Raw genomic sequence first — 12,619 nt, forward strand, 5'->3', positions numbered from 1 at the left:
CGGGCATGAAGGCCCGGCCTTGTCGCATGCGACTGGATGGGCGAAGGATTTAGACCCTGTCGCGCTCCAGCAGCGGCTTGAGGAAATGCCCGGTGTGCGACTGCGGCATGGCCGCGACCTGCTCCGGCGTGCCGCTGGCGATGATCTGCCCGCCGCGCGAGCCGCCCTCGGGACCGAGGTCGACCAGCCAGTCGGCGGTCTTGATCACGTCCAGGTTGTGCTCGATCACCACCACGGTGTTGCCGTGGTCGCGCAGGCGATGCAGCACGTCGAGCAGCTGCTGGATGTCGGCGAAATGCAGACCGGTGGTCGGCTCGTCGAGGATGTACAGGGTCTTGCCGGTGTCGCGCTTGGACAGCTCGCGGGATAGCTTGACCCGCTGCGCCTCGCCGCCGGACAGGGTGGTGGCGCTCTGTCCCAGCTTGATGTACGAGAGGCCGACGTCGATCAGCGTCTGCAGCTTGCGCGCCACCGCCGGCACGGCGTCGAAGAATTCGCGCGCCTCCTCGATGGTCATCTCCAGCGCCTCGTGGATGCTCTTGCCCTTGTACTTCACCTCGAGGGTCTCGCGGTTGTAGCGCTTGCCCTTGCACACGTCGCAGGGCACGTAGATGTCCGGCAGGAAGTGCATCTCCACCTTGATCACGCCGTCACCCTGGCAGGCCTCGCAACGGCCGCCCTTGACGTTGAAGGAGAAGCGCCCGGGGTTGTAGCCGCGCGAGCGCGACTCCGGCACGCCGGCGAACAGCTCGCGGATCGGCGTGAACAGTCCGGTGTAGGTGGCCGGGTTGGAGCGCGGTGTGCGGCCGATCGGACTCTGGTCGATGTCGACCACCTTGTCGAGGTGCTGCAGGCCGTCGAGCGACTCGTAGGCGGCGGCTTCCAGCGAGGTGACCCCGTTCAGCGCGGTAGCGGCCAGCGGGAAGAGGGTGTTGTTGATCAGCGTCGACTTGCCCGAGCCGGACACCCCGGTGACGCAGGTGAACAGGCCGACGGGGATTTCCAGATCGACATTGCGCAGGTTGTTGCCGCGCGCGCCTTTGAGGCGGAGCAGCTTGTCGCGGTCGACCGCGGTGCGCGCGGCCGGGTAGCGGATCTTCTCGCGCCCGGACAGGTACTTGCCGGTCAGCGAGTCGGGATGGGCCATCACCTCGGCCGGGGTGCCCTCGGCGACGATGCGCCCGCCGTGCACGCCGGCACCGGGACCGATGTCGACCACGTAGTCGGCCAGCCGGATGGCGTCCTCGTCGTGCTCGACCACGATCACCGTGTTGCCGAGGTTGCGCAGGTGGGTGAGGGTGGCCAGCAGGCGCTCGTTGTCGCGCTGGTGCAGGCCGATCGATGGCTCGTCGAGGATGTACATCACGCCGACCAGGCCGGCGCCGATCTGGCTGGCCAGGCGGATGCGCTGCGCCTCGCCGCCGGACAGGGTGTCGGCGCTGCGGTCCAGGGTCAGGTAGTCGAGGCCGACGTTGACCAGGAACTGCAGGCGCTCGCGGATCTCCTTGAGGATCTTCTCGGCGATCTCGCCGCGCCGCCCGCTGAGGGCCAGCTCGGCGAAATAGCCGCAGGCATCGCCCACCGGCAGCGCGCTGACCGCCGGCAGGGTCTTGTCGCCGACCCACACGTGGCGTGCCTCGCGGCGCAGGCGGGTGCCGCGGCAGTCCGGGCAGGCCTGGGTGCTGAGCAGCTTGGCCAGCTCCTCGCGCACGCTGTTCGACTCGGTCTCGCGGTAGCGGCGCTCGAGGTTGGGCACGATGCCCTCGAACGGGTGGGCGCGCCTGACGATGTCGCCACGGTCGTTGAGGTAACGGAACTCCACCTCCTCGCGGCAGCTGCCGTGCAGCAGCACCTTCTGCGTCGCCACCGACAGCTCGTCGAACGGCACTTCGAGGCTGAAACCGTAGTGCGCGGCCAGTGAGCCGAGCATCTGGAAGTAGTAGACGTTGCGCCGGTCCCAGCCGCGGATCGCGCCCTCGGCGAGAGTCAGCTCGCCGTTGACCAGCCGGCGCGGGTCGAAGAACTGCTTCACGCCCAGGCCGTCGCAGGTCGGGCAGGCGCCGGCCGGGTTGTTGAAGGAGAACAGCTTGGGTTCCAGCTCGCTGATCGAGTGGCCGCAGTGCGGGCAGGCGAAGCGCGCCGAGAAGATGATCTCCTCGCCGTCCTCGCCTTCCATGGGGGCGGCCAGGGCGATGCCGTCGGCCAGCTTGAGGGCGGTCTCGAAGGACTCGGCCAGGCGCTGCTGCAGGTCATCGCGCACCTTGAAGCGGTCCACCACGACGTCGATCGAATGCTTCTTCTGCTTGTCGAGCTTGGGCAGCTCGTCCAGCTCGTGCAGCTTGCCGTTGACCCGCGCCCGCACGAAGCCCTGGGCGCGCAGCTCCTCGAACACCGACAGGTGCTCGCCCTTGCGCTCGCGGATCACTGGGGCCAGCAGCATGCGCTTGCTGCCTTCGGGCAGGGCCAGCACCTGGTCGACCATCTGGCTGACGGTCTGCGCCTCCAGCGGCACGTCGTGGTCCGGGCAGCGCGGCGTGCCGACACGGGCATAGAGCAGGCGCAGGTAGTCGTAGATCTCGGTGATGGTGCCGACCGTGGAGCGCGGGTTGTGCGAGGTGGACTTCTGCTCGATGGATATCGCCGGCGACAGGCCCTCGATGGTGTCGACGTCGGGCTTCTCCATCATCGACAGGAACTGGCGGGCGTAGGCGGACAGCGATTCCACGTAGCGGCGCTGGCCCTCGGCGTACAGGGTGTCGAAGGCCAGCGACGACTTGCCCGAGCCGGACAGGCCGGTGATCACGATCAGCTTGTCGCGCGGCAGGGTCAGGTCGATGTTCTTCAGGTTGTGGGTACGTGCCCCACGAATCAGGATCTTGTCCACTGCGGCCTCGCATGGCGGGCGGAAACCCACGAGTATACGGCCGCCTTCGGCCGAGCGGCAAAGCGCCGCGCCTGTGCCGGCGGGCGTGGTGCTGCTAGAATTGCGCCCCCCGTTTTTCGAGATGTAGCCATGCACGATCCGCACATCGAGCGCATGAGTCCGACCGAGCAGCGTGCGGCTGCCGGTCTGGCTGCCGTGTTCGCTTTCCGCATGCTCGGCATGTTCATGGTGCTGCCGGTGCTGGCGACCTACGGTCAGGAGCTGGCCGGCGCCACGCCGCTGCTGATCGGCCTGGCCATCGGCGCCTACGGCCTGACCCAGGCGCTGCTGCAGATCCCCTTCGGCATCGTCTCCGACCGCATCGGCCGCCTGCCGGTGATCTACGTCGGCCTGCTGATCTTCGCCGCCGGCGCGGCCCTGGCCGCCACCGCCGACTCGATCTGGGGGGTGGTCGCCGGCCGCGTGCTGCAGGGCGCCGGAGCGATCTCGGCGGCGGTGATGGCGCTGCTCTCCGACCTGACCCGCGAACAGCACCGCACCAAGGCGATGGCGATGATCGGCATGAGCATCGGCCTGTCGTTCGCCGTGGCCATGGTGGTCGGCCCGCTGCTGACCCGCGCCTTCGGCCTGTCCGGGCTGTTCTGGGCCACCGCCGGCATGGCCGTGCTCGGCATCCTGATCATCGCCCTGCTGGTGCCCAAGCCGCAGCAGGCGCTGCACCATCGCGAGTCCGGCGTGGCGCGCCAGGCGCTGTGGCCGACCCTGCGCCACCCCGACCTGCTGCGCCTGGACTTCGGCATCGCCGCGCTGCACGCCATCCTGATGGCCAGCTTCGTCGCCCTGCCGCTGGCGCTGGTCGAGCAGGGCGGCTTGCCCAAGGAGGAGCACTGGTGGGTCTACCTGACCGCCATGCTGGTCGGCTTCTTCGGCATGATTCCGTTCATCATCTACGGCGAGAAGAAGCGCCAGATGAAGCGCGTGCTGCTCGGTGCGGTAGCGCTGCTGCTGCTCTGCGAGCTGTTCTTCTGGCAGTTCGGCGGCGGCCTGCGCGCGCTGGTGATCGGCAACCTGCTGTTCTTCACCGCCTTCAACCTGCTCGAGGCCTCGCTGCCGTCGCTGATCAGCAAGATGGCGCCGGCCGGCGGCAAGGGCACGGCGATGGGCGTGTATTCGACCAGCCAGTTCCTCGGCGCCGCCCTCGGCGGCCTGCTCGGCGGCTGGCTGTTCCAGCAGGGCGGGGTCGAGGCGGTGTTCCTCGGCTGTGCGCTGCTCTGTGCCCTGTGGCTGGGGTTTGCTGCTACTATGCGCGAACCGCCGTATGTGACCAGCGTGCGCCTGCCGCTGTCTGCCGAGGCCCTGCGCGAGGCGGGACTGGCCGCGCGCCTGAAGGCGACGCCCGGAGTGGCGGATGCCTTCGTGGTGGCCGAAGAGGCCGCCGTATACGTCAAGGTGGATACCCAACAACTGGATCGCACGTCCCTCGAGCGCCTGGTCAATCCGGCGCCGGCGTGCTGAAGCCGAGGAGAATTCTATGGCTCGTGGAGTCAACAAAGTCATTCTGGTGGGTAACGTCGGTGGCGACCCGGAAACCCGCTATCTGCCCAACGGCAATGCGGTGACCAACATCACCCTGGCCACCAGCGACAGCTGGAAGGACAAGCAGACCGGCCAGCTGCAGGAGCGCACCGAGTGGCACCGCGTGGTGTTCTTCGGCAAGGTCGCCGAGATCGCCGGCGAGTACCTGCGCAAGGGTTCCCAGGTGTACGTCGAAGGTCGCCTGCAGACCCGCAAGTGGCAGGGTCAGGATGGCCAGGACCGCTACACCACCGAGATCGTGGTCGACATGGGCGGCCAGATGCAGCTGCTCGGCGGTCGCGGCGGCAACGCCGGCGACGATGCCCCGCGCGCGCCGCGTCCGCCGCGCGAGCCGCAGCAGCAGGCCCCGCGCGAGTCGCGTCCGGCACCGCAGCAGCAACCGGCCGCCCAGCAGCCGGCACCGGACTACGACAGCTTCGACGACGATATCCCGTTCTGACAACGAGGTAGTCCATCACCATGCGCATGCGCCTGATGCTGCTGGGCGGCGGTAATGCCCTTGGACAGGCGCTGCTGCGTCTGGGGGCGGAAGAGAACGTCGAGTTCCTCGCTCCCGTGCCGCCGCCGCAGGGCTGGGATCCCGCCAGTCTGACCTGCCTGCTGGACGAGCAGCGCCCCGATGCGCTGGTCAACCTGGCCTACTACTACGACTGGTTCCTGGCCGAGCAGGTCGAGGCGGAGCGCCTGTTCATCCAGGAGCGGGCCATCGACCGTCTGGCCGAGCTGTGCCTGCACCACGAGATCATCCTGCTACAGCCGTCCAGCTACAAGGTGTTCGACGGTGCCCGCGCCACCGCCTACAGCGAGAAGGACGACGTGCGTCCGCTGAGCCTGCGTGGCCAGGCGCTGTGGCGCTTCGAGCAGCAGGTGCGCACCATCTGCCCGCGGCACATCCTGCTGCGCTTCGGCTGGCTGCTCGACGAGAGCCCGGAAGGGCGCATGGGTCGCCTGCTCAAGTGGGCCGAGAGCGGCGAGGAGCTGTTCCTCGCCGACGACCGGCGCGGCAACCCGACCCCGGTGGACGACGCCGCGCGGGTGATCCTCTCGGTGCTCAAGCAGCTCGACTGCAACGCGCCGCTGTGGGGCACCTACCACTACGGCGGCATCGAGGCGACCACCAGTCTGGCCATGGGCCAGGCGACCTTGGCCGAGGCGCGTCGCTACCGGCCGGAGCTGCCCCAGGACTTCACCCCGCAGGCTCATGCCGAGCGTCCGGATGCCCCGGAAGAGCCGCAGCATGCGGTGCTGGCGTGCAGGAAGATCCTCAATACCTTCGGCATCAAGCCGCGCGCCTGGCGCGCCGGCCTGCCGGCCTTGCTGGAGCGTTACTACCGTCATGGCGGCTGACTCACGGATTCTGGTCACCGGCGGCGCCGGCTTCATCGGCTCGCACCTGGTCGACGCCCTGCTGGCGCGCGGCCACGCGGTGCGTGTGCTGGACAACCTGTCCACCGGCAAGCGCGCCAATCTGCCTCTGGGCAACCCGGCTCTCGAGTTGATCGAAGGGGATGTCGCCGATGTGTCAACCTTGGCGGCCGCGCTGCGCGGCTGCACGGCGGTGGCGCATCTGGCCGCGGTGGCCTCGGTGCAGGCCTCGGTGGACGATCCGGTGGCGACCCACCAGAGCAACTTCATCGGCACCCTTAACCTGTGCGAAGCCATGCGCGAGCAGGGCGTGCAGCGGGTGGTGTTCGCCTCCAGCGCCGCGGTGTACGGGCAGAACGGCGAAGGTACGGCCATCGACGAGGATACGCCGAAGGCGCCGCTGACCCCCTACGCGGCCGACAAGCTGGCCAGCGAGTACTACCTCGACTTCTATCGCCGCCAGCACGGCCTCACGCCGGCGATCTTTCGCTTCTTCAACATCTTCGGTCCGCGCCAGGACCCGTCCTCGCCCTACTCGGGGGTGATCAGCATCTTCACCGAGCGCGCCCTGGCCGGCCTGCCGATCAGCGTGTTCGGTGATGGCGAGCAGACCCGCGACTTCGTCTACGTCGCTGATCTGGTGGCGCTGCTGGTGCAGGCGCTGGAGGTGCCGCAGGTGGAGGCGGGGGCGGTGAATGTCGGCCTCAATCGCGCCACCAGTCTCAATCAGCTGCTGACCGCCCTCGGCGAGCTGCTCGGCGGCCTGCCGCCGGTGAGCCATGCTGCTGCCCGCCCCGGCGATATCCGCCACTCGCGGGCGGATAACCGGCGCCTGCTGGCGCGCTTCGCCTTTCCCGAGCCGACGCCGCTGCGCGATGGGTTGGCGCGGCTGCTGGGGCGCTGAGGCCAGGCATCAGGGGGCGGCCGCTCAAGAAAGCAGTCAAAGCGCACCCTCGATAACGACAAAAACGACAAAAGGCACCCGAAGGTGCCTTTTGTCGTTTCTATCGCCGCTGGGGTGACGGGATCAGAACTTGTAGCCGAGGCCGACCATGTAGACCATCGGGTCGACGTCTACGTCGACCTTGGTTTTGCCGACGCTCAGTGCGGTCGGGCCATCGACGGTGGCGTCGGTGTCGATGTCGATCCAACGCACTTGGGCGTTGAGCATGATGTTGTCGGTCAGCATATAGTCGGCGCCGATCTGCGCCGCCAGGCCGAATGAGTCGTCCAGATCGAGATTGCTGAAGCCTTGAGCTGTACGGGTACTGTCCAGATCTTCCTGGAAGAAGGTGGTGTAGTTGAGGCCGAGACCGACATAAGGCTGGAAGGCGGACTGGCTGGCCAGTGGGTAGTAGACCACGCTCAGAGTCGGCGGCAGGTGCTTGATGTCACCCAGCTTGCCGTCCAGGCCGCCAAGGCCCTTCACACCCACTTCATGGCTGAACGGGGTAGCTGCAAGCAGTTCGATACCGATGTTATTGGTCAGCATGTAGGCGAAGTTCAGGCCCAGCTGGGTGTCGCTGTCCAGAGTAGCCTGACCGCCGAGAGTTGCACCGTCAACTTTCAGGGCGCTGCTGTCTTCATGCGGATCAACGGTGATGGCACCGGCACGCACGATGATGTCGCCGGCTTCGAAAGCCTGGGCAAAGGGAGCAACTACGGCCAGGGCCAGCAGGGAAGCGCTGAGGGTTTTGCGGATCATAGGAGAACTCCATCCAAATGTTCTGTATCGACTGGTGCTTATGCTAGCGGGACGGCGAGCTCGTGCGTTGATCCAGCTCAACAGTGCTGCGCAGGAATATCGGCGAGGTTCTTAACCGTGTGGCAATTCATAAGGACGGATGTGCTCGGCTTGCATCCGGTAGCCGGCTTCGGCCAGTTCGCTGGAGCTGGCCTCGACGCGCAGTTCGCCGGCGATCCAGAACGGCTGCCACAGCTCGTCGAGCTGCAGCGGCGTGGCGGTGTGCACGTGGACGATCTGGTTGGAGGGCGGCGGCGGGACGTGGATGCAGGCGCCGTAGTACGGCACCAGCAGAAACTCGCGCACCCGACCGGCCTCGTCCATGTCCAGCGGTACCACGTAGCCGGGAATCCGCACCCGCTGCCCATGCAGTGCCTCGACCACCGGCGCGGCGGGCGACTGCTGGGTGGCGGCCGGAGCGCCTTCCGCCGCCAGGGCGTCGGCCAGCCGGGACAGGTCGTGGAAGGCGATCGGCGGCGGTGGTGGCGGCGCGCCCTCGGGAATCATTTCCTCCCAGCTAAGAATGCGCGGCTCGGCGGCCAGCACCGGGGTGGCCAGCAGGGCCAGGGCAAGTAGCAGGGCGCGCAGCATCGGGGATCTCCGGAAGGTATTCACAGGCGGATGGTCAGGCCGTCGGTCAGCGACTGGCGGTAGGCGCGCCAGGCCGGCAGCAGGCCGAGCAACAGGGCGGCGCCGAGGGTGGCACCGAGCAGCAGCCATTCGTGACGGCTCGGCCAGGCCAGTGGCAGGTAAAGGCCGTAGTGGGTCTGCACCCAGCCCTGGCCGGTAGCCAGTGCCAGATACAGCAGGACGAGGCCGAACAGCAGGCCGGCGAGGGTCAGAGCCAGCGCCTCGGCGAGCAGCAGGCCGGCGACCTGCCAGGGCCGGGCGCCCACCGAGCGCAGGATGGCCATCTCGCGGCGCCGCTCGCCCAGGCTGGCGAGCAGCGCGGTGAGCATGCCGACCAGGCCGACCAGCACCACGCAGGCGGAGACCAGCAGCAGCGCCTGCTCGGCCGTGCCCATCAGGCTCCACAGCTCCTGCAGGGCGACGCCGGGCAGGATCGCCAGCAGCGGCTCGCCGCGATGATCGTTGATCGCCCGCTGCACGGCGAAGGTGGCGATACGGCTGTCCAGGCCGAGCAGCACGGCGGTGATCGCCTGCGGCTGCAGGTCCAGCTGACGCGCCTGCTCGGCATCGATGCGCGCCGCGCCGCGGGCCGGCATGCCGTGCTGCCAGTCGACGTGCAGCGCCTGCATGCCGGCCAGGGAGATGTGCAGGGTGCGGTCCACCGGGGTGCTGGTGCGGGCGAGGATGCCGGCCACCCGGAATGGCTTGTCGTCGTGCCGGGTCAGGCTGATCTTGCTGACGCCGTGGGCGAGGACGATCTCCTCGCCCAGCCGGTAGCCGAGAGCATCGGCCACCTCGGCGCCGAGCACCACCTCGAACATGTCCTCGAACGCGCGTCCTTCGGCCAGGCGCAGCGGCTGCTGGGCACCGTAGCGGTAATGTGCGAAGTAGGCCGCGCTGGTGCCGAGCACCCGGTAGCCACGGTGCGAGTCGCCCAGTGACAGCGGGATGGCCCATTTCACCCGCGGCATCGCCGCGATCTGCTGGTAGCTGTCCCAGCGGATGTTGTTGGTGGCGTTGCCGATGCGGAACACCGAGTAGAGCAGCAGGTTGACCGCCCCGGAGCGCGCGCCGACCACCAGGTCGGTGCCACTGATGGTGCTGGCGAAGCTGCTGCGCGTTTCGCTGCGCACCCGCTCGACGGCCAGCAGCAGGCAGCTGGACAGGGCGATGGCCAGCACGGTGAGCAGGGCGGTAGCGCGGCGGTTGGCGAGGCTGGCTAAGGCCAGGCGCAGAAGGTGCATGCGGTCAGTCTCCCCGGCGCGCGGTGCGGTTGAGCTGGTCCAGCGTCAGGTGGCGGTCGAACAGTGGCGCCAGGCTCTGGTCGTGGCTGACGAACAGCAGGCTGGCGCCGGCGGCCCGGCACTCGGCAAACAGCAGGGCGAGGAAGGCCTCGCGGGCATCGGCGTCCAGCGCCGAGGTCGGTTCGTCGGCGATCACCAGTTCCGGCTGGCCGATCAGCGCACGGGCGGCGGCGACGCGCTGCTGCTGGCCGATCGACAGCTGGTCGGCGCGCCGGGCATGCAGCTCGGCGCCGAGGCCGAGGTGCTCGAGCAGGCTGGCGGCCGCCGCAGCCACACTGCCATGGCGCTGGCGCGCGCGTTCGGCGCGCAGGGACGAGAAGCGGCAGGGCAGCTCGACGTTGGCGCGCACGCCGAGAAACGGCAGCAGGTTGAACTGCTGGAAGATGTAGCCACTGTGGTCGACGCGGAAGCGGTCGCGGGCGCCGGCGGACAGCGCGGTCAGCTCCTTGCCGAGCAGGCGCACGCTGCCGCGCTGGGGCAGCTGCACACCGCCGAGCAGGCCGAGCAGGGTGGTCTTGCCGCTGCCGCTGGGCCCCTTGAGAAACAGGCGTTCGCCGCGTTCCAGGCGAAAGCTGGGGATGTCCAGCAGCTCGGCACGGCCGGGCCAGGCGAAGCCGAGGTCGGTGAGTTCGATCAGCGCTGAGGTCATGGGTTTCAGAAGCGCAGGCGGCTATGCGCCGCACTCAGTTCGCGGCCCTGCTGGCCCTGCGGGCCGATCAGCTGCACCTGCAGCTTTTCGGTGGCGGGGAAGCGGCGGAACAGCTCGCCGAGGTCGAGCGCCTCGAGTGCCGCCGGCTGACGACAGGTGAAGCGGTAGCGGGCATGCACTTCGTTGTGCGTGCCGGCAGGCTGCTCGTGCTCGTGCTCGTGCTCGTGCTCGTGCTCGTGCTCGTCGCCCGGCGCGGCGGCGAACAGCGGGCTGTCCAGCTGGGGTTCGGCGAGGCGGCAGTCGGCGGCGGCGGGGATGCCGAACAGTGTTGTGGCCTCGCGCAGCTGCGCCTGCACGAGCGTGACGACGGCGCGTTGCTCGGCGCTGCGCGGGGCATGCTCGAAGCCCAGCAGGTTGGCCGCCGGGCTGCGCCAGTCCAGCTCGAGGAGGTTGCCGTCGAGCGCCACGTCCAGCTCGCCGATGCCATGCGCGTGCTTGCCGAGGCTGCTGGCCGACTCGGCATGGGCATGGGCATGCGACGCGGCGTGGCCATGATCATGCTGGCCGGCCTGTACGCTCAGCGACAGCAGGGTGAAGGGCAGGACAAACAGCAGTGCGCGCATGCGGACTCCGGCTACGGCGGGGAGATTTTGTTACGTTGTAACAAAACTCCACCGTTCTGGCCAGTGCAGCTCGGCGCCCCGTCGCAGGCAGGCGCTCCGTTTGCGGCTCAGTACAACGCCTGATAGAGCCGGCGCCGGTAGGTGATCACCAGCGGATGCTGGTTGCCGAGCAGGTCGAACACCTGTACCAGGGTCTTGCGCGGCAGGTCGTCGGCGTAGCCGCGGTTGCGCAGGAACAGGCGCAGCAGGCCATTCAGGGCCGTCTCGTATTGCTGACGGGCGAGCTGATGGATGGCCAGCTGGTAGGCGGCTTCGTCGTCGCCGGCGTCCAGGGCCAGGCGGCTTTTCAGCGCGGCGGCTTCCGGCAGGTCGGCCACCCGGCGCAGGAAGGTCAGCTGCGCGCGCGCGCCGACCAGCTCCGCCTTGTGTTCGTCGCCTGGCACCGCATCGAGCACCGCCTGCGCCTCGTCCAGTGCGCCGCGCTCGGCCAGGCAGCGGGCATAGAGGATCAGCGCCGCGGCGTTGCCGTTGTCCTCGCCGAGCAACTGCTTGAGCAGTTGTTCCGCGGCGCCGATCTGCCCGGAGGCGTACTGGACGCGGGCGCTCTCCAGCAGGTCGGCCTGCGGCGGCGCCGGCTCCTCGACGTGGGGTTCGAGCATGGCGCGGATCGCCGACTCCGGCTGGGCGCCGGCAAAGCCGTCGACCGGCTGGCCGTCCTTGAACAGCACCACGGTGGGCAGGCTGCGGATGCCGAAGCGGGCGACTACGCCCTGCTCGATGTCACAGTTGACCTTGGCCAGCAGCAGTTCGCCTTGGTAGCCCTCGGCGATCTTGGCCAGCAGCGGCATCAGCGCCTTGCACGGCGCGCACCACTCGGCCCAGAAGTCCACCAGCACCGGCTTGTGGAAGGAGTTTTCGATCACCAGCTGCTCGAAGCTGGCGTCGCTGACGTCGAAGATGTACGGGGTTTCGCTCATCGGGAGTCTCGGCATGGACGCTGCGGATGAAAAGGCCTGCATGGTAAGTGGGGATGCGCGCGGCGGGAAGCAAGGGCGCGTACGGCTTGCCCCCGGCCGAGGCTGTGGTGCTGTGCGGTCCTGCTCTGGCTGGACAGGACGCGGTCTCAGCGCGGTGTGCCCGGTCGGCGCAGCGGCTGCAGTCCCGGCACCAGCGGCCAGCTGCCCAGCTCGCGGTGGCGCACGCCGCGGGCGGTGGTTTCCGAGGCGTAGAGGGCGAAGCGGTCGACCGGCCAGGCGAAATCGGGCGCCGCCTCGGCCGGCCGGGCGCCGGCGTGGCGGACCAGGGTCAGGTGGGCGCGGAACGGGCGAGTGTCGAGGCCGATGCCGGCGGCCAGCAGGCGCTGCTGCAGGTCGCCGACCAGCGCCGGCAGGGGCTCCGGCACGCGGCTCGGCTCCAGCCAGAGCAGGCCGCGGCGGCCGCCGCCGAGACGGTCCAGGTGCAGCTCGAAGGGCGGCGCCTCGATGCCGGCGGCGAGCAGCTGCAGCTCCTCCAGGCGGGCGCGCGGCTGCTGGCCGAGGAAGGCCAGGGTCAGGTGCAGGTTGTCCGCCGCCACCGGCTTGCCGCCGATGGCCAGGCCGTCGCGCCAGATGCAGATGGCCGTGGTCAGCTCGGTCGGGCAGGGCAGGGCGAAGAACAGGCGCAGGGTGTCGCTGGGCATGGCGAGGTTCCCGGGCAGGATGTCTGCCTGACAGTATTGTCGGGAGTGGCCGGATGCGCCTGCGAGGTGGTGCCGCGGGCGAGCGCTGGGAGGCCCGACCGCACGGAGATGAAGGGGCGCAGCTCCGCCACAAGAGCAAAGGCATC

12 protein-coding genes are annotated in these 12,619 nt (G+C 69.0%); 4 read left to right on the plus strand and 8 right to left on the minus strand.

The window, feature by feature from the left end:
• Nucleotides 1-49: 49 nt before the first annotated feature.
• On the minus strand, nucleotides 50-2,884 hold the full coding sequence (uvrA, locus tag BM297_RS15475) for an excinuclease ABC subunit UvrA (protein WP_092433082.1): 2,835 nt from the start codon (nucleotides 2,882-2,884) through the stop codon (nucleotides 50-52).
• Nucleotides 2,885-3,013: 129 nt separating this feature from the next.
• Here uvrA and BM297_RS15480 point away from each other — a divergent pair, with 129 nt between their 5' ends.
• Genes BM297_RS15480 through BM297_RS15495 form a run of 4 tightly spaced genes read left to right on the plus strand, consistent with a single transcriptional unit; the run spans nucleotide 3,014 to nucleotide 6,749 of the window.
• Nucleotides 3,014-4,399, plus strand: coding sequence for an MFS transporter (locus BM297_RS15480; RefSeq protein WP_092433086.1), 1,386 nt, complete (start codon nucleotides 3,014-3,016; stop codon nucleotides 4,397-4,399).
• 16 nt (nucleotides 4,400-4,415) lie between these two features.
• Nucleotides 4,416-4,919: a single-stranded DNA-binding protein gene (gene ssb, locus BM297_RS15485; protein ID WP_090306428.1), complete on the plus strand. Its 504-nt coding sequence runs from the start codon at nucleotides 4,416-4,418 to the stop codon at nucleotides 4,917-4,919.
• A 20-nt stretch (nucleotides 4,920-4,939) separates the two neighbouring features.
• Nucleotides 4,940-5,827 (plus strand): sugar nucleotide-binding protein, encoded by an 888-nt coding sequence (locus BM297_RS15490; RefSeq protein WP_092433088.1) that lies wholly within the window; start codon nucleotides 4,940-4,942, stop codon nucleotides 5,825-5,827.
• On the plus strand, nucleotides 5,817-6,749 hold the full coding sequence (locus tag BM297_RS15495) for an NAD-dependent epimerase/dehydratase family protein (protein WP_092433092.1): 933 nt from the start codon (nucleotides 5,817-5,819) through the stop codon (nucleotides 6,747-6,749). Before BM297_RS15490 ends, BM297_RS15495 begins: the two co-directional genes overlap by 11 nt.
• Before the next feature lie 123 nt (nucleotides 6,750-6,872).
• Here BM297_RS15495 and BM297_RS15500 read toward each other — a convergent pair whose 3' ends face one another.
• From BM297_RS15500 to thpR, 7 genes are all read right to left on the minus strand, one after another.
• Nucleotides 6,873-7,550: an OmpW/AlkL family protein gene (locus tag BM297_RS15500; RefSeq protein WP_175526668.1), complete on the minus strand. Its 678-nt coding sequence runs from the start codon at nucleotides 7,548-7,550 to the stop codon at nucleotides 6,873-6,875.
• 111 nt (nucleotides 7,551-7,661) lie between these two features.
• Nucleotides 7,662-8,180 carry a DUF3299 domain-containing protein gene (locus BM297_RS15505; RefSeq protein WP_175526669.1) on the minus strand — a complete coding sequence of 173 codons (519 nt, stop codon included), beginning with the start codon at nucleotides 8,178-8,180 and terminating at the stop codon, nucleotides 7,662-7,664.
• A gap of 20 nt (nucleotides 8,181-8,200) precedes the next feature.
• Entirely contained in the window at nucleotides 8,201-9,463 is a 1,263-nt protein-coding gene (locus BM297_RS15510) for an ABC transporter permease (protein WP_092433095.1), read from the minus strand.
• A 4-nt stretch (nucleotides 9,464-9,467) separates the two neighbouring features.
• On the minus strand, nucleotides 9,468-10,172 hold the full coding sequence (locus BM297_RS15515; protein ID WP_092433098.1) for an ATP-binding cassette domain-containing protein: 705 nt from the start codon (nucleotides 10,170-10,172) through the stop codon (nucleotides 9,468-9,470).
• Nucleotides 10,173-10,177: 5 nt separating this feature from the next.
• Entirely contained in the window at nucleotides 10,178-10,795 is a 618-nt protein-coding gene (locus tag BM297_RS15520; RefSeq protein WP_092433100.1) for a DUF2796 domain-containing protein, read from the minus strand.
• A gap of 107 nt (nucleotides 10,796-10,902) precedes the next feature.
• Nucleotides 10,903-11,772, minus strand: a complete 870-nt coding sequence (gene trxA / locus BM297_RS15525) for a thioredoxin (RefSeq protein ID WP_092433103.1) — start codon at nucleotides 11,770-11,772, stop codon at nucleotides 10,903-10,905.
• A 146-nt stretch (nucleotides 11,773-11,918) separates the two neighbouring features.
• The gene (gene thpR / locus BM297_RS15530) at nucleotides 11,919-12,473 is read right to left on the minus strand and encodes an RNA 2',3'-cyclic phosphodiesterase (RefSeq protein ID WP_092433104.1); all 555 of its coding nucleotides are present in this window, start codon (nucleotides 12,471-12,473) and stop codon (nucleotides 11,919-11,921) included.
• Nucleotides 12,474-12,619: the final 146 nt, after the last annotated feature.

The organism is Geopseudomonas sagittaria (assembly GCF_900115715.1).
Taxonomy (GTDB): domain Bacteria; phylum Pseudomonadota; class Gammaproteobacteria; order Pseudomonadales; family Pseudomonadaceae; genus Geopseudomonas; species Geopseudomonas sagittaria.

Coding starts and splice junctions, on each gene's coding strand:
- BM297_RS15490 (WP_092433088.1), top strand. CDS start 4,940: ATGCGCATGCGCCTGATGCTGCTGGGCGGCGGTAATGCCCTTGGACAG.
- BM297_RS15505 (WP_175526669.1), bottom strand. CDS start 8,180: ATGCTGCGCGCCCTGCTACTTGCCCTGGCCCTGCTGGCCACCCCGGTG.
- BM297_RS15500 (WP_175526668.1), bottom strand. CDS start 7,550: ATGATCCGCAAAACCCTCAGCGCTTCCCTGCTGGCCCTGGCCGTAGTT.
- BM297_RS15520 (WP_092433100.1), bottom strand. CDS start 10,795: ATGCGCGCACTGCTGTTTGTCCTGCCCTTCACCCTGCTGTCGCTGAGC.
- ssb (WP_090306428.1), top strand. CDS start 4,416: ATGGCTCGTGGAGTCAACAAAGTCATTCTGGTGGGTAACGTCGGTGGC.
- thpR (WP_092433104.1), bottom strand. CDS start 12,473: ATGCCCAGCGACACCCTGCGCCTGTTCTTCGCCCTGCCCTGCCCGACC.
- BM297_RS15495 (WP_092433092.1), top strand. CDS start 5,817: ATGGCGGCTGACTCACGGATTCTGGTCACCGGCGGCGCCGGCTTCATC.
- BM297_RS15480 (WP_092433086.1), top strand. CDS start 3,014: ATGCACGATCCGCACATCGAGCGCATGAGTCCGACCGAGCAGCGTGCG.
- BM297_RS15515 (WP_092433098.1), bottom strand. CDS start 10,172: ATGACCTCAGCGCTGATCGAACTCACCGACCTCGGCTTCGCCTGGCCC.
- trxA (WP_092433103.1), bottom strand. CDS start 11,772: ATGAGCGAAACCCCGTACATCTTCGACGTCAGCGACGCCAGCTTCGAG.
- BM297_RS15510 (WP_092433095.1), bottom strand. CDS start 9,463: ATGCACCTTCTGCGCCTGGCCTTAGCCAGCCTCGCCAACCGCCGCGCT.